General features: G+C 59.9%; 22 protein-coding genes. 13 read left to right on the plus strand and 9 right to left on the minus strand.

The window, feature by feature from the left end; all coding sequences use genetic code 11:
• Positions 1–66 precede the first annotated feature (66 nt).
• From OPU96_RS00310 to OPU96_RS00320, 3 genes are read left to right on the plus strand one after another with little or no spacing between them, the layout of a single operon-like run.
• Positions 67–567, plus strand: a complete 501-nt coding sequence (locus OPU96_RS00310; RefSeq protein ID WP_267863993.1) for a (R)-mandelonitrile lyase — start codon at positions 67–69, stop codon at positions 565–567.
• Positions 509–1324 carry a carboxymuconolactone decarboxylase family protein gene (locus OPU96_RS00315; protein WP_420712896.1) on the plus strand — a complete coding sequence of 272 codons (816 nt, stop codon included), beginning with the start codon at positions 509–511 and terminating at the stop codon, positions 1322–1324. The genes OPU96_RS00310 and OPU96_RS00315 overlap by 59 nt, the downstream gene beginning before the upstream one ends.
• On the plus strand, positions 1321–2925 hold the full coding sequence (locus OPU96_RS00320) for a carboxylesterase/lipase family protein (RefSeq protein ID WP_498558469.1): 1605 nt from the start codon (positions 1321–1323) through the stop codon (positions 2923–2925). The genes OPU96_RS00315 and OPU96_RS00320 overlap by 4 nt, the downstream gene beginning before the upstream one ends.
• Before the next feature lie 138 nt (positions 2926–3063).
• Here the strand turns inward: OPU96_RS00320 and dapE are convergent, their stop codons facing one another.
• Positions 3064–4200 (minus strand): succinyl-diaminopimelate desuccinylase, encoded by a 1137-nt coding sequence (gene dapE / locus OPU96_RS00325; protein WP_267863990.1) that lies wholly within the window; start codon positions 4198–4200, stop codon positions 3064–3066.
• Between the two features lie 135 nt (positions 4201–4335).
• On the opposite strand from dapE, the gene dapC reads away from it, so the two are divergent.
• From dapC to OPU96_RS00345, 4 genes are all read left to right on the plus strand, one after another.
• Positions 4336–5535: a succinyldiaminopimelate transaminase gene (gene dapC / locus OPU96_RS00330; protein ID WP_267863989.1), complete on the plus strand. Its 1200-nt coding sequence runs from the start codon at positions 4336–4338 to the stop codon at positions 5533–5535.
• Positions 5536–5585: 50 nt separating this feature from the next.
• Positions 5586–6878, plus strand: a complete 1293-nt coding sequence (locus tag OPU96_RS00335) for a M20 family metallopeptidase (protein ID WP_498558470.1) — start codon at positions 5586–5588, stop codon at positions 6876–6878.
• A 351-nt stretch (positions 6879–7229) separates the two neighbouring features.
• Positions 7230–8549, plus strand: a complete 1320-nt coding sequence (locus tag OPU96_RS00340) for an NAD(P)/FAD-dependent oxidoreductase (protein ID WP_267863987.1) — start codon at positions 7230–7232, stop codon at positions 8547–8549.
• Positions 8550–8559: 10 nt separating this feature from the next.
• A complete protein-coding gene (locus tag OPU96_RS00345) occupies positions 8560–9342 on the plus strand; it encodes an NAD(P)-binding domain-containing protein (protein ID WP_267863986.1) in 783 nt (260 codons plus the stop codon).
• Here the strand turns inward: OPU96_RS00345 and OPU96_RS00350 are convergent.
• On the minus strand, positions 9339–10364 hold the full coding sequence (locus tag OPU96_RS00350) for a GlxA family transcriptional regulator (RefSeq protein ID WP_267863985.1): 1026 nt from the start codon (positions 10362–10364) through the stop codon (positions 9339–9341). The genes OPU96_RS00345 and OPU96_RS00350 overlap by 4 nt on opposite strands.
• A 224-nt stretch (positions 10365–10588) precedes the next feature.
• Here OPU96_RS00350 and OPU96_RS00355 point away from each other — a divergent pair, with 224 nt between their 5' ends.
• The 5 genes from OPU96_RS00355 to OPU96_RS00375 all read left to right on the plus strand — a co-directional run bounded on the left by OPU96_RS00355 (position 10589) and on the right by OPU96_RS00375 (position 17298).
• Positions 10589–12040: an aldehyde dehydrogenase family protein gene (locus tag OPU96_RS00355; RefSeq protein ID WP_267863984.1), complete on the plus strand. Its 1452-nt coding sequence runs from the start codon at positions 10589–10591 to the stop codon at positions 12038–12040.
• Positions 12041–12148: 108 nt separating this feature from the next.
• Positions 12149–13111 (plus strand): LysR substrate-binding domain-containing protein, encoded by a 963-nt coding sequence (locus OPU96_RS00360; RefSeq protein ID WP_267863983.1) that lies wholly within the window; start codon positions 12149–12151, stop codon positions 13109–13111.
• A gap of 108 nt (positions 13112–13219) precedes the next feature.
• The gene (locus OPU96_RS00365) at positions 13220–14476 is read left to right on the plus strand and encodes an aromatic ring-hydroxylating oxygenase subunit alpha (protein ID WP_267863982.1); all 1257 of its coding nucleotides are present in this window, start codon (positions 13220–13222) and stop codon (positions 14474–14476) included.
• Positions 14477–14481: 5 nt separating this feature from the next.
• Positions 14482–15609, plus strand: a complete 1128-nt coding sequence (locus tag OPU96_RS00370) for an FAD-binding oxidoreductase (RefSeq protein WP_267863981.1) — start codon at positions 14482–14484, stop codon at positions 15607–15609.
• 69 nt (positions 15610–15678) lie between these two features.
• Entirely contained in the window at positions 15679–17298 is a 1620-nt protein-coding gene (locus OPU96_RS00375; RefSeq protein WP_460953399.1) for a BCCT family transporter, read from the plus strand.
• Positions 17299–17374: 76 nt separating this feature from the next.
• Here OPU96_RS00375 and OPU96_RS00380 read toward each other — a convergent pair whose 3' ends face one another.
• Together OPU96_RS00380 and OPU96_RS00385 are read right to left on the minus strand one after the other, a co-directional pair.
• Positions 17375–18262 (minus strand): DMT family transporter, encoded by an 888-nt coding sequence (locus OPU96_RS00380; RefSeq protein WP_498558471.1) that lies wholly within the window; start codon positions 18260–18262, stop codon positions 17375–17377.
• A gap of 21 nt (positions 18263–18283) precedes the next feature.
• Complete coding sequence (locus OPU96_RS00385; protein WP_330757570.1) at positions 18284–19261, minus strand: dipeptidase; 978 nt, start codon at positions 19259–19261, stop codon at positions 18284–18286.
• A 171-nt stretch (positions 19262–19432) separates the two neighbouring features.
• Between OPU96_RS00385 and OPU96_RS00390 the strand changes: the two genes are divergently transcribed.
• Positions 19433–19996: a helix-turn-helix transcriptional regulator gene (locus OPU96_RS00390; RefSeq protein ID WP_460953403.1), complete on the plus strand. Its 564-nt coding sequence runs from the start codon at positions 19433–19435 to the stop codon at positions 19994–19996.
• On the opposite strand, the gene OPU96_RS00395 is transcribed toward OPU96_RS00390, so the two are convergent.
• From OPU96_RS00395 to proW, 5 genes are all read right to left on the minus strand, one after another.
• On the minus strand, positions 19989–20927 hold the full coding sequence (locus OPU96_RS00395; protein ID WP_330757568.1) for an ornithine cyclodeaminase family protein: 939 nt from the start codon (positions 20925–20927) through the stop codon (positions 19989–19991). The two genes, OPU96_RS00390 and OPU96_RS00395, sit on opposite strands and share 8 nt — an antisense overlap.
• 72 nt (positions 20928–20999) lie before the next feature.
• Positions 21000–22196, minus strand: coding sequence for a formaldehyde dehydrogenase, glutathione-independent (fdhA, locus tag OPU96_RS00400; RefSeq protein WP_460953406.1), 1197 nt, complete (start codon positions 22194–22196; stop codon positions 21000–21002).
• A gap of 29 nt (positions 22197–22225) precedes the next feature.
• Positions 22226–23566, minus strand: a complete 1341-nt coding sequence (dddP, locus tag OPU96_RS00405) for a dimethylsulfonioproprionate lyase DddP (RefSeq protein ID WP_498558472.1) — start codon at positions 23564–23566, stop codon at positions 22226–22228.
• Positions 23567–23658: 92 nt separating this feature from the next.
• Positions 23659–24687, minus strand: coding sequence for a glycine betaine/L-proline ABC transporter substrate-binding protein ProX (proX, locus tag OPU96_RS00410; RefSeq protein ID WP_267863973.1), 1029 nt, complete (start codon positions 24685–24687; stop codon positions 23659–23661).
• Between the two features lie 55 nt (positions 24688–24742).
• Complete coding sequence (gene proW, locus OPU96_RS00415; RefSeq protein WP_027603291.1) at positions 24743–25693, minus strand: glycine betaine/L-proline ABC transporter permease ProW; 951 nt, start codon at positions 25691–25693, stop codon at positions 24743–24745.
• Positions 25694–25709 lie beyond the last annotated feature (16 nt).

The raw sequence follows: 25709 nt of genomic DNA on the forward strand, positions 1-25709 counted from the left end.
TACGATCTTATCAAACAGTTGATTAGTCCCTACAGTTGAATTTCACACCAGAAGAGGGAATTGATCATGCTCAAGTCCACGCTCAAGGCAGCGCTCTGCGCCGCAGCACTCGAAACCGGCGGCGCATTCGCCGGCGCCGAGGCGTCCGCTGATTCCAAAGCGAATCAGCACATCACGCGTGTCGGTAGCCAGGCGTCCATGGTAGGGCCTGCCGCCAACTTCACCGGCCAGGTACGCATCGACATGCTGTGGCCGGCTGACGGCGGGCTCAACACTTCCGGGGCGCTGGTCACATTCGAACCCGGCGCGCGCTCGGCGTGGCATACCCATCCTGCCGGGCAACGGCTGGTGGTTCACTCCGGCGTAGGCCTCACTCAGGAATGGGGCAAGCCGGTTCAGGAAATCCGCCCCGGCGACGTCGTGTATTGCCCTCCTGGCGTCAAACACTGGCACGGCGCAACGCCTGGCACAGCGATGACTCATCTGGCCGTAACGGCCACGCAGCCCGATGGGGCCAACGTCGAATGGATGGAGAAAGTCAGTGACGACCAATACAGCACCCGCTAACCGCCACAGGCTGCCTGCCCTGCTCTTTGCGCTTGTAGGGTTAAGCGCAGCCATCTACCAGCCTGCAGCTACTGCCGAGGTATCGAGCAACATGAGGGTATCGAAAAACACATCCGCACCGCTTACCGCGCAGCAGCGCGCAATCATACCCGTGGCGTCCCTCGCGGCGGCTGGGCACATCGACAAGCTGAGTATTGCCCTCAATGACGCGCTTGATGCAGGTGTCAGCGTGAATGAGGCCAAGGAAATTCTCGTGCAGGTGTACCCCTACGCAGGCTTTCCAAGGAGCCTTAACGCGCTGGCTGAATTGATGAAAGTCACCGAGGCGCGAAAGTCCCGTGGCGTGCAGGATGAGCCAGGTCGTGAGCCGAGCAAGCCTGTTGCGACGGGCACTGAGTTGTTGAATGCCGGCACTGCCAATCAAACCAAACTGGTCGGCACACCGGTCAAAGGCGCGCTGTTCGAGTTTGCGCCGGCCGTTGACGAATACCTGAAAGCCCACCTGTTCGGCGCTATCTTCGAACGGGACAACGTCACCTGGCAACTGCGGGAATTGGCCACCGTGTCGATGCTGGCCGCCATTCCCGGCGCAGAGGCGCAGTTGCAATCCCATATGCGCATCAGCATGAACGTGGGATTGACCGAGGGCCAATTGCGCGAGCTTGCGCAAACCCTGCATGAACAGGTGGACCCGCAAAATGCCAGGCGCGCGAACGAAGCGCTGGATGCTGCCTTGCGCGCGGGTGCCAAAGCATGAGGTGGCGCGCCCTGCAACTGCAAACCAGGCCGTCTCGTATCCTCGCGGTATTGGGGTTGGCGGTCGGCGCTGTTGCATGCTCGGCGAGCTATGCGGACACACCGCTAAGGGTGTCCACCGCGTCCGGCGCCGTAGTCGGGACCCTGCATGACGGAGTTGAGTCATGGCAAGGGGTTCCCTACGCCGAGCCTCCCGTAGGTGCCTTGCGATGGCAGCCGCCCCAGCCAGTGAAAAACTGGACAACGCCGATCAAGGCCAACGCACTGGCCAACAGTTGTGCGCAAAACGCCGACCTTGGAGTGTTTGCCCGCGCCGGGGGGACTGAAGACTGCTTGTACCTCAATGTCTACCGAAATCCGGCAGATACCGGAACCCGCAAGCTGCCGGTGTTTGTCTGGATACACGGCGGCGCGCTTCAGGTTGGGCAAGGCGGTGACTATGACCCGAGCAAACTGGCGATTGAAGGGCATGCCGTGGTGGTGACCCTGAATTACCGGCTGGGCGTGTTCGGCTTTTTGTCCCACCCCGCCCTGGATGCAGAGGGCCACGACTTCGCCAACTACGGCTTGATGGATCAACAGGCAGCCCTGCAATGGGTCAAACGCAACATTGCATCCTTTGGCGGGGACCCTGGCAACGTGACCATTGCAGGAGAATCATCCGGTGGCAACAGCGTCATGGCGCACATTGCTTCGCCGGGCTCCGCCGGGCTGTTTCAGCACGCTGTCGCGATGAGCGGGGGCGGCATCATGGCGCGGCATCCGGCCTTCGGCGCGCCGCAACCCCTGAACGTTGCGCGGGCAGTGGGACAGGGTTTTGCCAAAGCAGTCGGCTGCGAGAATGGCGACGCAGCATGCCTGCGTGCGGTACCGACCAAACGCATTCTCGACGCCCAGCAGCCCTTTGCCCTGAATGAATTTGTGATCGATGGGCGGGTTGTGCCGATCCATCCGGCAGATGCCTTTCGTGAAGGCAAGATCAACCAGGCAACGCTGATAAACGGAAGCACCCGCGACGAGGGCCGTTTCTTCGTGGCGTTGCCTGAGCTGTTGACTGGCAAAGCGATGACTGACGCGGACTACCCTGTCGAGATCGAGCGGATGTATGGCCAGACGCTTGCCCCCAGGGTCATGCAAGAGTACCCGGCCACGCACTACGACAGCCCGAGCGAAGCATTCGCGGCTGCGGCAACCGACAGCCTGTTCGCCTGCACCGGCCGCGCCATGAGCCGGGCGCTAAGTGACAAGATGGCCGTGTATGCCTACGAGTTCAGTGACCGCACGGCGCCGTCGTATGTCGGCCCGACGACCTTCCCGATGCTGGCCGCTCACACTTACGAGCTGTCCTATGTCTTTCCAGGGTTCCGCGGCGTCGGCAACGTGCAGGTTGAGCTCAACCCGATGCAGGAAAAACTCTCCGACCAGATGGTGAGTTACTTCACCAACGTCGCCAAACTGGCGAGCACCGATCACGCGTGGTCACGCTACGATCCGGGTACCGACAACGTAATGACCTTTGTTCTGCCTGAGGCAAAGATGGTGTCCGGACGGTTTTCCCAGGCGCATAAGTGCGGGTTTTGGGACCAGTCAGATACTTACTAGATGTCATCGCTTTTGCTCAAGCTTCAGGCTGTTTTCTCAAGGCCTTCGCCTGCGCATTAAGCGAATCAACCTGATCAGGCGCGCCCCAGGCCTGCCGCTATCGCTGATAACGTCAGGCCTGGAGCGCGCTCCCGGACCTTAAGCCAGCAACTTGATCAGGGTCTGGTAGTAGATCTCGGTCAGCACATCCAGATCGCTGGCCAGGATATGTTCGTCGACCTGGTGGATCGTGGCATTAACCGGCCCCAGCTCGACCACTTGCGTGCCCATGGTGGCGATGAAGCGGCCGTCCGAGGTGCCGCCGGAGGTTGACGGCTGAGTGTCGCGCCCGGTGACGGCCTTGATGCTGGCTGCGACGGCATCCAGCAACGCGCCCGGTTCAGTGAGAAACGGCAGGCCGGACAACGCCCAGTCGATATGCCAGTCCAGCCCATGCTTGTCGAGTATCTGCGCGACACGCTGCTTCAAGCCTTCGACCGTCGACTCGGTCGAAAAGCGGAAATTGAACACCGCTACCAGCTCGCCAGGGATCACGTTGGTTGCACCCGTGCCGGCGTTCAGGTTCGACACCTGGAAGCTGGTGGGCGGGAAGAACGCATTACCGCTGTCCCAATGCTCACTGGCCAGTTCGACGAACGCCGGCGCTGCGAGATGAATCGGGTTTCTGGCCAGATGCGGATACGCTACATGCCCCTGCTTGCCACGCACCGTGAGGGTCGCGCCGAGCGAACCGCGTCGCCCGTTCTTCACCACATCGCCCACCAATGTGGTGCTGGACGGTTCGCCGACAATGCACCAGTCCAGCCGCTGCTGACGCGCCACCAGGCGCTCGACCACCGCCTTTGTGCCGTGATGGGCGGGGCCTTCTTCATCGCTGGTGATCAAAAATGCCACGGTGCCCCGGTGATCCGGGTAATCCACCACGAAGCGCTCGGCCGCCACCAACATCGCCGCCAGACTGCCTTTCATGTCGGAGGCGCCTCGACCGTGCAGCATCCCCTGCTCATCGAGCAAAGCATCGAACGGCGGGATCTTCCAAGCCTGCAAGGGTCCGGTGGGCACCACGTCGGTATGCCCGGCGAAACACAATACCGGCCCGTCATTGTTGCCGTGGATGGCCCAGAAATTATCGACGTTCTCAATTTTCATCGGCTCCAGCGCAAAGCCGACGTGCGCCAGGCGCGCCATCATCAAGGGCTGGCAGCCAGCGTCAACGGGGGTAACAGAGGGACGTCGGATCATGTCACGGGCAAGTTCGAGGGTAGGCGAGAGCATGCGGCAAGCACTCCGTAGGGTGGTTGAAAAGCAATTGTTATACTATTACATTATGTTACAGAGGTATTGCAACACCATTAGCCTGGCGTTCAAGCAGAACAGCCGATGCGTAATCCACCGTACCGAGAACCTGAGATGAACGACGCTTTAGCCCATCTGCAGTCCTACCCGTTTGAAAAATTGCGCGCCCTGTTGAACGGTGTCACGCCAAACGGCAGCTTGCGTCCTATCGCGCTGTCTATCGGAGAGCCCAAACACCCCTCGCCCGCGTTCGTCAAAGAGGCGCTGGCAGCCAATCTCGACAAGATGGCGATCTACCCTGCGACGCTGGGGATTCCGGAACTACGCGCAGCCATCGCTGGCTGGTGCCAGCAGCGCTTTGACGTACCTAAAGGCTGGCTGGACCCTGCCCGCCACATCCTGCCGGTCAACGGCACGCGCGAAGCGCTGTTTGCCTTTACCCAAACCGTTGTCCGCCGCGAAGACGATGGCTTGGTCATCAGTCCCAACCCGTTCTATCAAATCTACGAAGGCGCAGCGATTCTAGCCGGTGCCACCCCCCACTACCTGCCCTGCCTGGACAACAATAGCTTCAATCCGGATTTTGACAGCGTGCCGGCGGCCATCTGGAAGCGCTGCCAACTGCTGTTTCTCTGCTCGCCGGGCAACCCAACTGGCGCGCTGGTGCCACTGGAAACCCTTAAAAAACTGATCGCCCTGGCCGATGAGCATGACTTTGTGATCGCGGCAGACGAATGCTACAGCGAGCTGTACTTCGACGAATCGTCACCGCCACCGGGCTTGCTGACGGCGTGCGCAGCACTGGGTCGCAGCGATTTCAAGCGCTGCGTGGTGTTTCATAGCCTGTCCAAGCGCTCCAACCTGCCGGGCCTGCGCTCGGGGTTTGTCGCGGGCGACGCGGACATTCTCAAGGCATTTTTGCTGTACCGCACCTACCACGGTTGCGCCATGCCCGTGCACAGCCAACTGGCCAGCGTGTGCGCCTGGAAAGATGAAGCCCATGTGCGTGAAAACCGCGATCTGTACCGCGAAAAATTCGACGCAGTGCTCGCGATTCTGGCGCCGGTGATGGACGTCAAAAAGCCCGATGGCAGCTTCTACCTCTGGGCAAAAGTGCCGATGGACGACGCGCAGTTCACCCGTGAGCTGTTCGAGCAACAACACGTCACCGTGGTGCCAGGCTCCTACCTGTCACGGGAAGTCGACAGCGTCAATCCAGGGGCTGCGCGTATCAGAATGGCGTTGGTCGCGCCGGTGGACGAGTGCGTGGAAGCAGCGCAACGCATCCGGGATTTCCTTCTGCAGCGTCGCTGATCACTCCACTGCTGTTCCTGTCAAATTTTCGTCTAACGGATCTGGTGAGCATGAAAAAAGCACTTTATTTACTGCTGACGGCCTTAATTGCGCAGTACGCGATGGCCGGGCAGTCCGATGCCGAGAAAAAGCTGGTCACTTACGTGGATCAGCATCACGCCGAGCAAGTGGCCCTGCTGGAAACGCTGGTCAACATCAACAGCGGCACCGAAAACGTGAAGGGTGTTACTCAGGTCGGCAACCTGATGAAGCAAAAACTTCAAGCGCTGGGCTTTGAGACCAACTGGCATGAACTGCCGGCCGACATGAAACATGCGGGAAGCCTGGTGGCTGTGCACAAGGGCAAGTCGTCCAAGCGTCTGTTGCTGATTGGCCACTTGGATACGGTGTTTCCCGAGGACAGCAAATTCCAGAAGTTCACCTACATCGAAGACGGCAAAAAGGCCAAAGGCCCCGGCGTGATCGATGACAAGGGCGGCATGGTGACCATGCTCTACGCCTTGCAGGCCTTGAATGCCAACGGTTCGTTGCAGGACATGAACATCGCCGTGGTGCTGGTGGGCGACGAAGAACTGGCCGCCAAACCAACCGATATTTCGCGAAAGGCACTGATCGACGAAGCCAAAAAAAGCGACATCGCCCTGGGTTTTGAATTTGCCTTGTCCGCGAACCAGTTGGTGACCAACCGCAGAGGCTTGAGCGAATGGTTCCTCACCAGCAAGGGCCTGGAACACCACTCGGCAACCATTTTCCAACCCGACACGGGCTTCGGTGCCATTTATGAATCGGCGCGGGTGCTCGATCAAATCCGGGCGCAACTGTCGAACACACCTGGGCTGACGATAAACCCCGGTATCGTGCTGGGCGGCGCGAGTGCAGCGGAAGACATCGAGAATGGCAAGGGCGTTGCGTCAGGCAGAAAAACCAGTGTGGCAAAGACTTCGCTGACTCATGGCGATCTGCGTTTCGCCAGTGACGAGCAAAAAGATCAGGCTGAATCGAAGATACAGGCAATCGTCAGCCAGCCATTGAGCCAAACGAGCAGCACGTTTTTGCTCAAACCGATCATGCCCGTCATGGCGCAAACCCCAGGCAACCTGGAGCTGTTGAAGCAGTACAGTCAGGTCAGCCAGGATCTGGTGGGACCAGCGCTGGAGCCAGTACCCGCGACGGAACGGGGTGGCGCAGATATTTCCTACGTGAGTAAGTTTGTCAGCGCAAGCTTGGATGGCCTGGGCGCAGTGGGCGAAGCGACCCATACAGAGAACGAAACCATCGAGCTAAATTCGCTGGCGGTTGCGACCAAGAGAGCGGCCGTGTTCATGAGCCGTTACAGCCATTAGCGGAACATTTCGGATAGCCCGTACGGCTGCACCCCACGGGTGGCGGCCGTCCGCGCTTATCAACGTCGCCCAATCCATGGGTGAGCAGCTTGTTTCGTCCCTGGCGACAGCGGTTTTTTTCAAAATGCTGGTTCTGAAGAATTTGGTGGAATTGAGTGCGATGCGCAAACGTATGTACCCAAACACATACTCGTGGACAGTGCGACCTATGAGCTGATCGACTACGTTTCACTCGGTGTAGAAATAGCCACCGACACGTTATAACCCCTACCTCCCATAAGTTGTCCCGATCGTTATAGGGCTCAGTCTTCAGCCAGTGCGATAGTGCGAAAAAAGAAGGGATTGGCATCAATGTACAGAAATACATCCACCCCGGCCGACGACGATGGCTGCGGCTGGTTCCACCTAAGCCCACCACGCCACGCGCGCCCCGCACATAGCGGCCGCACCAAGGCGCGTTGGGTGGTATTGGGCGCGGGCTTCACCGGGCTCGCCGCCGCGCGCCAACTGGCCCTGAAATTCCCCCAGGACGAGATCGTGCTGATCGAAGGGCAGCAGGTCGGCTACGGGGCCTCGGGACGTAATTCCGGCTTCGCCATCGACTTGCCCCATGACATCGGCGCCCCCGATTACATCGGCGATCCGGCCACCGCGCGGATGAATCTGAAGCTCAATCACTTCGCTCAATCAATGATCCGCACGTGGGTCGCAGACTATTCCATAGACTGCCAACTGCGCTCGGACGGCAAGTACCAGGCCGCCGTGGAGGACAAGGGTCTGGCGGTGCTGCAAGCCTACCGCAGCGGCCTGGACAAACTCGGCCAGCCCTACGAAATGATTGATGCCCGCGACTTGCCGGAACACCTCGGTACGTCGTTCTATCGCCAGGCGCTTTACACCCCCGGCACGATGCTGTTGCAACCAGCGGCCTTGGTCAGGGGGCTTGCCGACAACCTGCCAGCGAACGTCAGCCTGTACGAAAACACCGTCATCACCCGTATAGAACAGGGCGACAAGATCACGCTGCTTCACGCCGATGGCGAATTTGTTGCGGACGAACTGCTGCTCTGCAACAACGCCTTTGCCTCACATTTCGGGTTCTTGCCAGGCCGCCTGCTGCCGGTCTTCACGTATGCCAGCATGACCCGGCCACTGACCGAAGAAGAACAGGCACGCCTGGGTGGCAAGCAGGCCTGGGGCATCATCCCTGCCGACCCTTTCGGCACCACGTTGCGGCGTACACCCGACCAGCGTCTGCTGGTGCGTAACAGCTTCAGTTTCAACGCAAGCGGGCAGGCCCAGCAGCGCTTCCTGGACCGCGCTGCCCGCCAGCACCGCACGTCGTTTGACCGGCGCTTTCCGATGCTGGCGAACACGCCGTTCGACTACACCTGGGGCGGCTCCATGTGCATGTCGCGCAACCACTTGTCCTACTTCGGCAGCTTGGCGCCGAACGTTTACGCGGCACTTTGCTGCAATGGCCTGGGGATCACGCGTGGCACCGCCACGGGCACACTGTTGGCCAACTGGCTGGCAGGTGAACAGGACGAGTTGACGGCCTTCCTGCTCTCCTCGCCCGGCCCCAACCGCAACCCACCAGAGCCGTTGCTGAGCCTGGGGGTGAATCTGAACCTCAACTGGGGCCAGCGCCGCGCCGGCCTGGAAGCCTGAAGGAGACATCATGCAGAGTCTGGGCATCCTGGGAGTTGGCGAGCTGACCGAAAAAGTCGTGCGCGGCCTGCGCCGCAGCGGTTTCGACGGCATCATCCTGTTGTCACCGCGCAACACCGAACGTGCCCAGGCACTCGCCGATGAATGCAACTGCGAGGTCATGCCAAGCAATCAGGCCCTGGTGGACAAGTCCGGCATACTGCTGCTCGGGGTAAGGCCTGACAGCGTTGCGCAACTTGCCGCCGAGATCACCGTCAAACCCGGCCAGCACCTGCTTTCCCTGGTCGCCGGTCTGCACCTGCAGACGCTCCAGGCGACTTTCCCCGGTGCTGTCTGCGTGCGGGTGATGCTGTCCTACACCGCCCAGTTCAACCAATCGACCGTGGTCGTCTACCCGCCCGATGAAACGGCCCAGCAATGCCTGGGCCCTCTGGGTTCGCTGGTGGTCGTGGACAACGAACCGGCGTTCGAGCTGGCCACCGTGGCAGCCTGCATGAATGGCTGGTTCTATTTCCTGCTTCATGACCTGCAACACTGGCTGGTCGACAAGGGCATGCCTGCCGAACAGGCGCGCACGCTGGTACTGGGTAATCTGGAAGACTGCCTGTTCAGCGCCCGCGCCCATCCGGAACGCAGCCTCAAGGCGCTGGGCCGGGCAATCGCCACACCGGGTACATTCACGGCGACGGGTCTGGATGTGCTCAATCACCAGCCAGGCAGCGCGACGTGGGGCGCGGCCTGTGAAGTTGTATTCGATGCCCTGCTCAATCGCTCGCCACTCCCCTCGCCTTAAAGCTCCGGGTCCACCCTGACGCTTTCGCCGAGGCGTTCAGTGTTGAAGCGTTCCACTTCATGCCGGCGCTTGCGGAAGCTGTAGGGCGTTTCACCATACTGCTTGCGAAACCACAAAATGAAGTGCGAGGCGTCGGAGAAACCGCTTGCCAAAGCGATAGTGGTGACGTTTTGGCTGGTGTTGACCAGTAGGCGACGGGCGTGATCCAAACGCAGCTTGCGCCAGTAGTTTGCCGGTGGTTCCTGAGTATTGGCCACGAATTCGCGGTGCAGTTGCCGTGGGTGTGTACCGACCGCTTCCGCCACCGTCTTGAGAGACAGCGACACATCCAGATTGTCACGCATGAAGGCGATGGCCCGCTCCACTCTGTCGTTCTGGTAGACCCGATTGGTCTGCTGCTCATCTTCGGCCCGGTCCTCCACCAACAGGTACTCCAGTCCTTTTTGCGCCCGCACCTCACCGCAATGACGGCGGATCAGGCTGGCGGCCAGGTCGATGGCGGTGCCGCCAGGGCAGGTGATGATGCCGCGGTCTTCCACGTAACTCTTGTCGATAACCGAGTTCGCCAGGGGAAACAACGTTTCGAACTCCTCGCGAATGGTGAAATGCACCGCGCACCGCCGACCATCGAGCAGCTGGGCCTTACCCAGTACGAAGGAGGCCGAACACAGCGCGATAATCGGGATCTCAGCCGCATGCACATCACGCAGCGCATCGAGCAGCCAGTCGGGCGGGTTGCGTGTTTCCCCCAGCAAACCTCCGGCGATCACGATGTAGTCGTACTGGGCGAACAGATTCAATGGCCGGGTTGGCGAGATCGGCATGCCACAGCTGGCGTAGATCGGCTGGTCATTACAGGTCATCCAATCCCACTGACAGTACACCTGCTGGCTGCGGAACGATTTATCGGCGGCGAAACGCAAAGAGTCGACCAGGCCTGCCACAGGCACCAGCGTGAACTGATTCAGCAGCACGAAACCGACACGCAGGTCCGGTTTAACCTTGGCGGGCTGAATGTTCATGTTTCGCTCTCCAGTGCAGCCGGGGGGGGATGATGTTCGGCAAGCTCAGTATAAGGCGGGCAACGGGTCCGAAATATCATACAAAGACAGCTATATCATAGATTCAGGACAAGCCAGCCGCTGACCGACCCCAGTGTCCTATCAATTGTCATGCCCGTAATAGCGGGCACCGGCGTGCGCTGAGCATCATGCGGGCAAACCCAAGAATAAAGGATTCGATCCGCATGAACCCCGTCACCAAGAGCAGCTATGTCAACGGCGCCTTCGTTCCCCTCGACAGCAGCAGCGACCTGCTGGAAAACCGCAACCCGTCCAACCCGCAGGAAGTGATCGAGCGTTTTGTGCGCGCCGACGAGGCCCTGACCGAACAAGCCATCGCCGCCGCCCGCCGCGCGCAGCCACAGTGGGCGCGCAGCAACCCGCAACTGCGCGCCGACGCGTTGGACTTTATCGGTAGCGAAATCCTCGCTCGCCGCGAAGAGCTGGCCACGCTGCTCGCCCGCGAAGAAGGCAAGGTCGTGCGCGAGGCGCTGGGGGAAGTGGACCGCGCCGGTCGCTCGTTCAAGTTCTACGCCCAGGAAGCGCTGCGGGCCTCGGGCGAGAAATACGAGTCGGTGCGCCAGGATGTGGGCATTGACGTCATCACCCAGCCCTTGGGCGTGATCGGCATTATCGCACCGTGGAACTTTCCAATTGCCATCCCTGCCTGGAAGATCGCCCCGGCGCTCTGCTTCGGCAACTGCGTGGTGTTCAAGCCCGCGGAGCTGGTGCCGTCCTCTGCCTGGGCGTTGGCTGAAATCATCTCCCGCGCCGGCCTGCCGGCGGGAGTGTTCAACCTGCTGATCGGCCCGGGTCGCAGCGTCGGCGATACGCTGATTCGCTCGCCACAGATCGATGGCATCAGTTTCACCGGCTCCGAGCACACCGGCCGGCAGATCGCTCTGCTCGCGGCGCAAGGCATGAAGAAGGTGCAATTGGAGATGGGCGGCAAGAACCCACTGATCGTTCTTGATGATGCCGACCTGGAACAGGCGGTCGAAGTGGCGCTCAACGGTTCCTTTTACAGCACTGGCCAACGCTGCACCGCCAGTTCACGGGTGATCGTCACCGCGGGTATTCATGATGCTTTTGTGGCGCGGTTGGCCGAACGAACTCGCGCGCTGACGGTCGGGGATGCGCTGCAAGCCGCCACCGATATCGGCCCGGTGGTGGATGCGCGGCAATTGGAGCAGAACCTGGCATACGTTGCCAGCGGCCTTGAGCAAGGCGCGACGCTGGTGTGTGGTGGTGAGCGCGTGGAAACCCCGGCGGGCGCACATTTGTTCACGCCCGCACTGTTTACCGACGTACGCCCTGACATGCGCATTTACCGCGAGGAGATCTTCGGGCCGGTGTTGAGTGTGCTGAAGGTACGCGATTACGAAGAGGCGTTCGCCGCTGCCGAGGACACCGTATTCGGTTTGTCTGCGGGCATTGTCACCACATCGCTGCATCATGCAGAACATTTCAAGCGCAACAGTTCGGCGGGGATGGTGATGGTCAACCTGCCGACCGCCGGGGTCGATTATCACGTGCCGTTTGGCGGCAATGGTGCATCGAGCCTGGGGTCGCGAGAGCAAGGCACCCATGCGCGGCAGTTCTTTACCCGGGTCAAGACGACTTATCAGTTGGCCTGAGCGGCCTGACGCTGACGAGCCCGCCCACAGAATTGGGCGGCGACGCGTACACTGTGTGGAGCGAGTTCGTGGCGTGACCGACTCGCCTACCTATGAGTAAGAAAAACAATGAAAGCTCAAGAAGCCAGCACCCGACACAAAGGTTACCGGCGGATCATTCCGTCGATGACCGCCCTCCTCCAGTTTGAATCCGTCGCCCGCCTGAAAAGCTTCACCCAGGCAGCGAAGGAGCTTGGGGTTACCCAGGCGGCCGTCAGCAAGCAGGTCAAGGTGCTCGAAGAAAACGTCGGGGCACAACTGTTTCACCGCTTGCACCGCAGCATCGAACTGACCAATGAGGGTCTGGCCCTGTTCGCGACCATTTCCGAGTCGCTGCAAAAAATCGCCACGGTATTCGACCAAATCAACCAGGAAGGCGGGCGGCGGGAAATCATCCTTGGCGTCACCTCCTCCTTCTCGCAGTTTCAGCTCCTTCCTCGCCTGTCGCGTCTGCGCGATGCGCTGCCGGACATCCAGCTTCGCCTGGTCACGCAGATGTTCACCGGTGACTTGCGCACCCAGGAAGCCGATCTGTACGTACGCTATGGCAACGGTCAGTGGGATGACGGCGAAGTGATCCTGTTGTTCGACGAAGAAATCTTTCCCGTCTGCTCGCCTGATTGGCTGGCCCGAAACCCCACGCCCGAAACCCTCGAGGCATTGGCGGGTACCGGCCTGCTGGACTCCGACTCTACCACCGAAGGCTGGATGACCTGGCAAGGCTGGTTCAAGCAGTTGGGGCTGATGACACACAAATTGCACTACACCCTGCGCTGCAACCTGCACGCCGATGTCGTCCATGCCGCACTCCACGGCCACGGCGTCGGCCTTGGCTGGGGGCGTGCGGTGGAACACCTGATAGACAGTGGCGAACTGGTTCGACTCGAGCCTTTTTTTGTTCGCCCCACCGATGCTTACTACGCGGTTATCCCGGATGGACGCAGCGCGACACCTGAAGTCTGGGCAGTGATCCGTTGGCTTCAGGACCGTACACCCCTGTCGGAAAAAATCGAAAGCTCACTCATAACTTGATGTAATACGAGCCGTAAAAATAGGCGCATTGACGGTATTTTTAGCCACTCAGATAATCCTTCCAGACGCATTGGTAATACTTAAAATAAAAATGCCTGAGGAATAACAATGAGCAGCGCGCCGATTAAAACGCACCGTGAAGTGATCGAGTCTCGGGAACTTGGCTGTGGTCTTCCAGGCGAAGTTTTCAGTCGACAGGATATATTCGAAACCGACGTCGACATATTCTTCACCCAGCACTGGATACTGGTTGCAGTGACCGCAGATATTGCCGAGCCCGGCGATGTCTTCACTACCGATATCGGCCAATCATCGATCATGGTGCTGCGCGATGATGATGAACAGATTCGCGCCTACCGCAACGTCTGCCGCCACCGCGGTGCGCGCCTGAAAGCGCCCGGCAAGTCCACCGTTGGCATGCTGGTTTGCCCCTACCACCAGTGGACCTACGACCTGGACGGCAGCCTCAAGCACGCGGCGCATATGGGCAAGGGCTTCGATCCAACATGCCGCAGCCTGATCCCGGTGCACTGCAAGGTGATCGGTGCGCATGTATTTGTCTGTCTGAGCGAGAACGCGCCAGCAGATATTGCCATCCAGGAAGAGGTCATGGGCGCACGCTTTGCGCCGTATGAGTTGACCAACACGCGCATCGCCTACGAACTTGACTATATCGAGAACGGCAACTGGAAACTGGTGATGGAAAACAACCGCGAGTGTTATCACTGTGCGGGCACTCACCCGGAGTTGATCGTCTCCTATCAGTCCGAAGACCTCGGCGTCAGTTATGAAGAAATGAGCGAAGAGGCGCGCGCCTCCTATGATGCCTATCAGATCCGCAAAGCCGGGATTGAAGCCAACTGGGAAAGTGAAGGTCACCTCTATACCACCGTGGAGTACCTGGACGGCGATACCGCTACCCAGTTCCGCACCCAGCGCATGATCATCGCCGGCAGCGGCGAATCCCAGACCCTCGACACCAAGGTCGCCTGCACCAAGCTGCTGGGCAACCTCACCCGTCGCGATCTCGGCGACACGCACCTGTGGGGCAACAATGGCTGGGCCCACGTGATGAGCGACCACGCGATGATCAGTTGGATCATCCCACTGGCGCCGGATCGTACCTTGGTGCGCACAAAGTGGCTGGTGCACCAGGACGCGGTTGAAGGTGTCGATTACGACCTACAGCGCCTCACCGAAGTCTGGGTTGCCACCACCCAGCAGGATGCCAACCTGGTAGCCATCACTCATAGCGGCACCCAGGACCCGGCTTATATCCCCGGCCCCTATTCCGAATTTACCGAGCCGTACGTTGACCAGTTTGTCCGCTGGTACGATGCCCGCCTTGCAGTGCATGGAATTTAACGGTGATGAGCATGCTCGAGAACATTGCCAGCCTGCGCGCTGACCAGCGCTTCGTCGATACCGATCACTGGGCCGCCCACGGCGCCCAATGGGCCAGCGGCGAGAGCAAACGCATCGAATGCCTGAGCGTGGTCGCCGAGACCCACGACGTGAAGACGTTCGTGTTCCACTCCCCGGATTACCCTGCCCTGGCCTACGAACCCGGCCAGTTCCTGACCGTGTCTCCCGTGATTGAGGGCCAGAGCATATCGCGCTGCTATACGCTGTCCTCCACACCGACCCGTCCGTTCACCTTCTCGATCACCGTCAAGCGAGTGCCGGGCGGCGCAGTTTCCAACTGGCTGCACGACAATCTCAAGGCGGGCGATGCACTGGCGGCCTCCGGCCCGGCGGGGATATTTACTCCGGTGGCAGGGCCGTCGCGCAAGCTGCTGTACCTTTCCGCCGGCTCTGGTATCACCCCGCTGATGGCGATGACCCGCGCCGCTGCCGACCTGCACGCAGACCTGGACATTGTCTTCGTGCACAGCGCGCGCACGCCCAAAGACATCATCTTCCGAGATGAGCTGGCCCGCCTCGAACGCTCCATGCCGCGCCTGCGCACCCTGTTCTTCTGTGAGGGCCTGGGCGACGAACCGGACTGGGCCGGCCCGATCGGGCGCTTGTCGATCAACGAACTTCAGCAGCGAATCCCCGACTTCATGGAGCGCGCCGTCTTCACCTGCGGCCCCAAAGGCTACATGGATGCGGCCAAGGCATTGCTGGGCAGTGCCGGTTTCAACATGGCGAGTTATCACCAGGAAAGCTTCGACATAAACGCCGACCTCGTCGTTGAATCTACGCCGATCACTGCACCCGGTCAGGCGCAGGATACCTTCACCGTGCGCCTGGCCCGCTCGGGCAAGGAATTCACCATGACCGCCGACCAGACCGTGTTATCGGCGGCGAAGAAGGCGGGTGCGGTGGTGCCCTCTTCCTGCAGCCAGGGTGTGTGCGGCACGTGCAAAACCGCCGTGCTCGAAGGCAGCGTGGAGATGAAACACAACGGCGGCATCCGTCAGCGCGAGATCGACAAGGGCATGCGTTTGCTGTGCTGCAGTCGCCCGACTTCAAATCTGGTTATCGACCTGTGAGAGGGCGCCTTCGGGCGCCTTTTTTCGATACCACTCCCCGGCATCCCAAAAATAAAAAGGTAATAGCCGATGCGTGCAAAAACTGGCCCGTTGAAGGGCCTGAATCCGGTGGTGACCATCGGATCGCTGTTTATCGTCACCGCTTTTGTGGTGCTTTGTGCTTCTTACGGCAACCAGGCCGCCGGGGTGTTTAAAACCGCCTCAGACGCCATTCTGAACAACTTGAAATGGTTCTACATTGCCCTGGTCAGCGGCGTGCTCGGCTTGCTGATCTTCATCGCTTTCAGCCAACACGGCACCTTGAAACTCGGACGCCCCGATGAAAAACCCGAGTTCAGCTTCGCCGCGTGGATCTCCATGCTGTTCAGCGCCGGCATGGGCGTGGGCCTGATTTTCTGGTCGGTCGCTGAACCCGTACTGCACTACGCCAACAATCCATTTTCCCCTGGGCTGAGCGATCAGGCGGCCTCGATGGCGATGCGCATCACCCTGTTCCACTGGGGCCTGCATCCCTGGGCGATCTTTACCATCATCGGTTTGGGCCTGGCGTATTTTGCCTATCGCGAAGGCCTGCCGCTGGCGCTGCGTTCGGTGCTCTATCCGCTGATCGGCAAACGCATCTACGGGCCTATCGGCCACACCGTCGACATCATCGGCGCCGCCGTGACCGCCTTTGGCGTGTCGCAGTCGCTGGGGATGGGCGTGGAGCAGATCAATACCGGCCTGAACCACGTGTTCGGCGTGCCGATCAGCCTGTCATTCAAGCTCGGGATCATCGCCGTGGTCACGGTGATTGCCTCGATTTCGTTGGTGGCCGGCGTATCCCGTGGCATGAAGCGCTTGTCGACGCTGAACATGTTCATTTCCCTCGGGCTGATGATCGTGGTGCTGGTCCTCGGCCCGACCCACTACATCATGAACCTGCTGTTCGAATCGACCGGCGACTACCTGCAAAACATCATTGGCCTGAGCCTTTGGACCGACACCCAGGGCGACAGCGGCTGGCAAAATTCCTGGACGGCCTTTTACCTGCCTTGGTGGATGACCTGGGGGCCGTTTGTAGGCCTGTTCATTGCACGTATTTCCCGTGGTCGGACCATCCGCGAATTGGTGGTCGGCGCGCTGCTGGTACCGACGCTGGTGACCATCTTGTGGATGGCGGTATTTGGCGGCACCGCACTGAAGGATGAACAAACGAGCCGTCACGCCTACAGCAGCCTGCCGGTAGCCGAACAAACGGTTGCTGGTCCGTTTGCTGGCGGCCCGATTCTGGAAGCCACTCGCAAAGAAACCACAACCGCGATGTTCACTCTGCTGGAGCGCCTGGATGGCCAGGTTCTGGGGGGCATTCTCAGCGTGATCGTCTGCCTGCTGTTGGCGGTGCATTTTGTGACCGCGGCCGATGCCGGCACCCAAGTGCTGTGCATGCTCAACTCGATGGGCAGCATTCACCCGCCAAACTGGCTGAGGGTGATGTGGTGTGTGCTGGAGGGTGCGATTGCCGCCAGCTTGATCATCGCCGGCGGCCTGGTGGCGATTCAGATGGCCAGTATCGTGATCGGCTTGCCCATTGCCATCTACATGGTGCTGGCGAGCTGGGGGCTGCTGCGCGCGCTGCGAGAAAATGCAGCGCTTGCAGTTCCCACCGAGCTTTCAGCGCAGCAAGCACGGCTCACCGAAATCAGCTGACGCACGCCCATCGCCGCGCCCCTTAACAGGATTTTGAGGGGCGCAAGCGTTACCAGAATGACATGCGTCGCCTTTCTCATCGATAACGCCGGAGCGAGTAGAGTCCCCCGAGCACCACCAGCAGCGCGCCCACCACCAGGGTATTCTCCAGCGCCTCGCCGAACCACACCACACCCAGCACTGAAGCGAACACCAGTAGGGAGTAATTAAACGGTTGCAAGGTTATCGCCGCCGTGTATTTCAACGCCTGCACCAGTAACATTTGGGCCATCACCCCGCTGACCGAGAGCACCAGCATCAGCACCGCTTGCTGCGCAGTCGGCGTCACCCATTGCGGCAGACCGATCACCGTCGACGCGACCGCCCCCCAGAAGCCCATGTACAGCAGGTTAGTGCCAAAGCTGTCGGCACTGCTGATCTTGCGTGTGAGCACGCTAAAGCAGGCGAACATCAACGCCGCCAATAGGGGAATCAACGATGCGGGGCTGAACACACCCATCCCGGGTTTGAGGATGATCAGGGTGCCGACAAAGCCGATCATCCCCGCCAGGCATTGGCGCAGGTTGAGCCGCTCCCGCAGTAACACAGCAGCCATGGCCATGGTCAACAGCGGGAAAACCGCGTAGATCGCATGGGTCTCGGCCAATCCCAAATAGCTCAGCGCCAAGCCGAAGACAACGATCTCGAAAACCCCCAGCAGCGAGCGCGCCATTTGCAGCCAGGGATGGCCGGTTTTCAGCGCATTGCCAACGCCGCCCTGTATCCGCACAAAACACAACGCGAACAGCAGAAACACCCAGTACCGCACCATGACTAACTGCGCCACCGGCAGGTCTCTGACCAGCGTCTTGGTAATCCCGTCCTGGGCCGCAAAGATGAACATCGACAGCAGGCACAGCATGATGCCAATACGCGCACCCTTTGCCCGCCCGTCTTCACTCATTGGCTGAACCACTGTGTTCATGATGGTACCCCCTTGGCAGACTCATTCATCCCACACCTCGCTGAACACCCGCACCCAGTTCGCCCCCATGATTTTGCGCACCACGCGTTCGGAATGACCGCGCTTGAGCAAGGTCTCGGTGAGGTTGGGAAACTCGCCGACGGTACGGATGCCCAGCGGATTGATGATCTGACCGAACCGCGTCAGGCGTCGCGCGTAACCCTTGTCGTGGGTCAAGTACTCGAAGAAGTCCTGACCGTGGCCTTGGGTGAAATCGGTGCCAATACCAATCGCATCCTCACCGACGATGTTCATGATGTATTCGATGGCCTCGGCAAAATCGTCGATGGTCGCATCCACGCCTTTGGCCAAAAATGGAGTAAACATGGTCACGCCGACAAAACCGCCATGGTCGGCGATGAACTTCAACTCTGCGTCGGTCTTGTTGCGTGGATGTTCCTTTAGCCCCGTGGGCAGGCAGTGCGAATAGGTCACCGGCTTGCTGGATGCCAGGATCACTTCCTCGCTGGTGCGGGAGCCAACGTGGGACAAATCGCACATGATGCCGACGCGGTTCATCTCCGCGACAATCTCGCGGCCGAACCCCGAGAGCCCGCCGTCACGTTCATAACTCCCCGTGCCCACCAGGTTCTGGGTGTTGTAGCACAGCTGCACGATGCCCACGCCCAGTTGCTTGAAGAGTTCTACGTAGGCGATCTGGTCCTCGAACGCATGGGCATTTTGAAAGCCAAAAAGAATCCCGGTTTTACCCAGCTCCTTGGCTTTGTGAATATCTGCGGTGGTACGCACCTGCATGACCAGGTCACTGTTTTCGCGGATCAGCTTCTGACTGGCCGCAATAGTGTCCATGGTTTTCTGGAAGCCTTCCCACACCGAAACCGTGCAATTGGCGGCGGTCAGGCCACCTTTGCGCATATCCTCGAACAACTCGCGATTCCACTTCGCGATAACCAGACCATCAATCACAATACTGTCTTCATGTACTTCGCGCGCATTCATGCCGCGTCTCCTTTTTCTATGAAAGTGTGGGCCAGTTGCCAGGCAGGACGAGCGTCCGCGGTGATAAGCTGATTAGCATCATAGGCACGCTGCTTCAGGGCGACCAGACTTGCTGATCACCTAGGTAATCGGCGTTTTTGCACTCATCACGTTGCGAGAGAAACGATCGTCATGCGCGAAGAAGATTGCCTCAATCCCGAATATCTTCTTCATCACTTACCCGTCGCAGTGATCATTGCTCGCAATCGCGTGATTCTGAACTGCAATGCCCTCGCACTGTGCATGTTTCGCGCCAGCGACGTGCAACTTGTCGGCGCGTCATTCGCGATGCTGTACCCCCAACAGAAAGACTTTGAAACCGCCGCCGAACATTTCGGCCCCCTGCTCTCGCGACACGCCGACTTCCATGACGACCGCCTGATGCGCCGCCTGGACGGCACGCACTTCTGGGTGACCGTGCGGGGTTACGGCTTCAACCAAAGTAATCCTTATGAGCTGGCCGCCTGGGTGTTCACCGAAGTGGACTCACCGGGACGCGAGGGCTTGAGGGAGAAAGTAAGCCTCACCGCACGGGAACGTGAAGTGGCTGCGCTACTGGTAGACGGCTTGACCAGCAAGGAAGCAGCGAAAAGCCTTGGCATCAGCCCCAGAACTGTGGACATTCACCGCGCCAGCCTGCTGCGCAAATACGCAGTCAATTCCACACCAGAACTGATCCGGCAGATCGTCAACTAGCCTGCGACGCCAGGCAGCGCAGTACGTACTGGCAAATCGTCAAATCCAGATGCGCACCGCCGGCGTTCTTGTACAGCGTGATGTCGTCGGGCCCACGCAGTATTTCGCCGGACTGGCAGATCTCGAAAAGGTCGGCCTCGATGCTCTCTTCGCCGATAAGCCCTGCCAGCAAGGGAATTCTGAGGTCGCCTGAGTTAAGCGCAGCTTTGCGATCATCCACATAGAGCCTGGCGCGCGTTACCAGCTCCGTGTCGGCCTCTTGCATATCAGGCCTGAAGCCACCGACCAGGTCGACATGCGTGCCAGGCCGTACTAGCCGGCCCTTGATCAGCGGCTCCGACGACGCCGTCGCAGAGACAATGATGTCCGCACGACTGACAGCCTCGTCCAGGTCAGCGACCAGAGTGGTCTCGATACCTCGCCCCCGAAGCTCAGCAACGAAGGGTTCGAGTTTCGACGACGTCCTGTTCCACAGCATCACCTGGCGGATGCCTGGCCGGATATGCAAGTAGGCCTCGGTCAACGCACGCGCTACTGGCCCTGCGCCAAGCACCAGCAAGCTGCTGCTGTCCTGGCGACTCAGGCGCTCACCCGCCAGTGTCGAATCCCCGGCGGTTTTCCAGGCAGTGATGGCCGGGCCATCGCACATCGCGACCAGCGCCTTGGTGTGCTCGTCGATCACCACGAAAAGAGCCTGCTCGGCCGGCAAGGGTGGTGTTGCCTGGAGGTTACCGGGGAAGATCGAGACAATTTTCACGCCGGCGCCTAGCCCCGGGAGGATCACGCCCCTGCTGAACAAACCACACTCGCCGTCACCCAGAAAATAATCATCAATCTGTGGCCGTGCGCCCAAATGCATGCGCCACAAGGCGTCGAGCACGCCGGCCCAGTCGAGTACAGCATTGATCTGTTCGGCAGAAACAAGCTTCATCTCAGGCAAATACTCCGTTTGATCTGGGGGTTATTACAGCCGGGCCGCCAGGTAAAACGGCCCGGACCGGTTTCAGGAGAACGTCTTGTGGGGGTCTATGACGAATTTCTTCGGCACGCCAGCATCGAACTCACCGTAACCCTTCGGTGCGTCATCCAGACTGATGACCTGCACACCGACCACTTCAGCGATGTTGATGCGGTCCCACATGATCGCCTGCATCAGTGCGCGGTTGTACTTCATCACCGGCGTCTGGCCCGTATGGAAGCTGTGAGATTTGGCCCAACCCAGACCAAAGCGGATGCTGAGTGCACCGATTTTCGCTGCTGCGTCGACCGCACCCGGGTCTTCGGTGACGTACAGACCTGGGATACCGATCTTGCCTGCAACCCTTACCACGCCCATCAACGAATTGAGCACGGTGGCCGGGGCTTCGTGCTTGGCGCCTTCATGGCCATGCCCACGGGCTTCGAAGCCAACGGCATCGACCGCGCAGTCGACTTCCGGTTCGCCAAGCAGGCTGACGATCTGCTCGTGCAGCGGCGTGTCCAGGGAAAGGTCCGCGATCTCGAAGCCCTGGGCCTTGGCGTGGGCCAGACGTGCAGGGTTCAAGTCGCCCACAATCACCACCGCCGCACCGAGCAGGCGCGCAGAGGCCGCGGCCGCCAGACCGACCGGACCAGCACCCGCGATATAAACGCTACTGCCTGGACCCACACCGGCCGTCACGGCACCGTGATAACCGGTCGGCAAAATATCCGAGAGGCACGTCAGGTCACGGATTTTCTCCATGGCCTTGTCTCGGTCCGGCAGCTTCAGAAGGTTGAAGTCGGCATACGGCACCAGCACGTATTCAGCCTGGCCGCCGGTCCAGTCGCCCATATCGACGTAACCGTAGGCACCGCCGGCGCGCGCCGGGTTGACGGTCAGGCACACACCGGTGTGCATTTCCTTGCAGGAACGGCAACGGCCGCAGGCGACGTTGAACGGCACCGAGACCAGATCGCCGGTCTGCAGATGCTCGACGTCTTTGCCCCTCTCGATGACAACACCGGTAATCTCATGCCCCAGCACCAGGCCAACCTGGGCGGTGGTACGGCCGCGGACCATGTGCTGGTCGGAGCCACAAATATTGGTAGCGACCACCTTCAAGATCACCCCGTGCTCGATCTTTCTGCCACGCGGGTCCTGCATCTTGGGATAGTCGATGTTCTGCACCTCAACCTTGCCGGCGCCCTGATAAACCACACCTCTGTTGTATGCACTCATGTTTGTCTACTCCTGTGACAGCTACGTGTTTAATCCTGCAGAAAACTGCTCTCGAACGGATAGTGGGTCAGCACCTCGCAACCACTCTCGGTCACCAGCAACTGATTCTCCAGCTTGATGCCATCGCGACCGCCCACTTCGCCTATGTAGGCCTCGACGCAGAGCGCCATACCCGGTTGCAGCACGCCCTCATAGCCATACGAATCGACATCTTCCGGGTAGCGGATGCACGGATACTCGTCGCACAGCCCCACACCGTGGAACATCACGCCGTATCGCTGGGCGCGACAGGACTCAGGCAGCCGGTGGCCGAGGGTCGTCAGCTCGGTGAAGCCAATGCCAGGGCGGACCAGCCCGGCGTTGAAGCTGATGTGTTCGTGGGCAATGCGATACAGGCGCTTCTGTTCAGCGCTGGGTTCTCGATCCCCACAAATCCAGCTGCGCGACATGTCCACGCACATGCCGTAGACGCCGATCAGGTCGGTGTCGAACGACAACAGGTCGCCGTCGCTGAGCACCCGCGGGCCGGACTCTTGATACCAGGGATTGGTGCGTGGGCCGGAGCTCAAAATGCGCGTTTCGATCCACTCGCCTCCGCGACGAATATTGCCAGCATGAAGTGCCGCCCAGACATCGTTCTCGGTAGCGCCGCTGCGCATCGCCAGGCGCATTTCGGCGATTGACGCCTCACAGGAAGCCACCGCGCAGCGCATGGCCTTGATCTCGTCCGGGCCTTTGATCACTCGCGCAAGCTCGGTGATTTCCTGGCCGCTCTGGACCTCCACACCCAGGGCGTCGAGCGCGCGCAGGCCGGCGATTTCGATACGGTCCACGGCCAGCCTGCGGTTGCCGCCGCCATGGGTTCGCAGCAAATCATCTATCTGTGCGGCGAAGCGTTCAGCGTGTTGCCCAGTGCGGTCTCCGGTTTCAAAGTAAAAGAACGAAGCGCCGCTTCTCAGCTCGCTGACCAAAGGCAGGTGCGCCGAAAGATGGTCGCAACCATGGAAGTCCCACAGCACCACATACCCACTGGCCGCTACAAAACAGGCACGGGCCGGGTTATGAGTAGTCCATACCTGCATGTTGGTGGTGTCGGTGGCGTAGCGAATGTTCAGGGGATCAAACAGCAGGATGCCAGCGACGTCACGGGCAACCAACTGCGCCTTGATACGCTGCAGACGGTATTCGCGCATCGTAGATAGCTGGGGGGCGTCGAGACCAAGCCGGGACCATTCTGCGAAGGCCAGTGGTGTCGGGCCGATTTCGGTGCGGTCGTTGTCATCCAGTGAGCCGTCGGCCTTGAGCGCGCGGCGGCGGGCAGGGTCGATTCGGCGGGTGTCGGCGGCGATGGAGAGTGGAGAACTCTTCATGATAGTCCGGTCATCCTGACGTCTCTTAGGATAGGTGTGGAACAGGCTCCTGCCGGGAAATCAGTAGCAGCCCGTTCTGTCAGCGGTGAGGATCAGTTACTCGCCTGGGTAGCTGCTGCACGCGCAGCCTTGACCCACCTATCAAACTGTTCCTGATGCGCAGCGATCCACTCTTTTGCATGCCGTTGGATATCCGCCATGGATTTCTCGCCTTGCTGCATTTTCAGGTTCTGCGCACTTTCATCTGCCGCAGGAATACTGACCAGCGACAGATACTTCACCGCTGCCGGGTTCTTCTCGGCAAATTTACGGTTGATGAGCGCCTGGACCTTGTCCACCGCAAAGCCCAGATTTTTGCCTTGGTATATGGTGTTAACCGTGTTGTCGCCGCCCGGCAAATCGGTCTTGGGCACCTCCAGCCAAACAACGTCACGCCCGTCAACCAGTACACCCGCAACCCATTGCGGCGACCAGGTGTAATAGAACACCGGCTTGCCTTCCTTGAACCGGGTAATCGTGTCGGCCATCAATGCGAAGTACGAACCCTGATTAACGTGAATCGACTTCTGCAAGTCGTAGGCTTTCATCTGGTGCTCAATCACCAGCTCACAGCCCCAGCCAGGATTACAGCCGGTCATGTCGGCCTTGCCGTCGCCATCGGTGTCAAACAGCTTGGCGATCTCCGGCTTTTTCAGGTCGGTGATGTACTTGATGTTGTATTTATCGGCGGTCTTCTTGTCTATCACGTAGCCCTGCAAAACACCCGGCAGAATGTCGCCGACCTTCAGCATATTTTCGTCGCCACCGGCCTTTTTGTAGAAACTGGCGTGCAGCTTGTCCCAGAAATTCACAGTGAAATCGGCATCGCCGAAACCGACCGCCAGGACCATCGTGGCGTACTCGGTTTCCTTCGGTGTTTGCACCTTGTAACCCAGCTCACGCAAACCAGCCAAAGCGATTTCGCCACGGAAGCGCTCTTCATCGACAGAAGGAAACGCCGGGGTGATCTTCACACCCTCCCCTGGCTTGTCCGCCGAAGCGCTTGCGCTAAGGCAGACAACACTGAGCGCAAGTGCCGAGGCGCACTGCAGGAATCGACGAGTGAATTTTGAGTCGTGCATCTTCGCGTACCTTTTATGGTTATTGTCTGGATTGCGGTAGATAGAATGGAGAGTCTTACGCAGTCTCGCGCCGCACTTTAGGTTGGCCGATACCCATCAAGCGCATCAGCACGCCCACGGGGCCGGTGTTAAACCAGCGCCGACTCGGGTCGGAGGCCCTCGCGCCCATGGCCTGGGTCAGGCGATCCAGAAAGATCGCGAGCAATACCAGCCCGACACCGCCAACGGTGGCGAGCCCCATGTCGAGTCGGCCAATGCCGCGCAGAACCATTTGACCCAGCCCACCGACTGAAATCATCGAGGCGATCACCACCATCGACAGTGACAGCATCAGGGTCTGGTTGAGGCCGGCCATGATGGTCGAGCTGGCCAGCGGCAACTGGACGCGGGTCAGCATTTGCCGTGGCGTGCAGCCGAAGGCGCGGGCCGCTTCGATTTTGTCTTCAGGTACCTGGCGGATGCCCAGGTTGGTCAAGCGCACCAGCGGCGGCAGAGCGAATACGATGGTCACCAACACACCCGGCACGTTGCCGATACCGAACAACATCACCACCGGTACCAGATATACGAACGCCGGCAATGTTTGCATCGCGTCTAGCAGCGGCCTGATGACCCTCTCCAGACCGTCGCTACGCGCACAGGCGATGCCCAGCGGGATGCCGATCAGGGCGCAGAAAAACACCGAAGTGAGGACCAAAGCCAGGGTAGTCATGGATTCCGACCAGACACCGATCAAGCCCAACAGCGTCAGCGTGACAAAGCACAGCAATGCCATGCGCTTACCCGCGAGTTGCCAGCCCAGCAGTGACGATAGAAGGATGCCAATGGTCGGTGGAATGCTCTGCAACGTGAACTCGATGCCATTCAGCACCTGGTCAATCGGCCAGCGGATGGCCCGGAAAACATCACGAAAATTGTGAACCATGTAGTTCAGGACACTTTCCACCCAGACGCCCAAAGGGATCGTGGCGGACTGGAAGGGATCGAGAAAACTGAAATCAGACATCGTGGCTTGCCTCTCT

Source organism: Pseudomonas sp. RP-B7 (genome assembly GCF_059803535.1).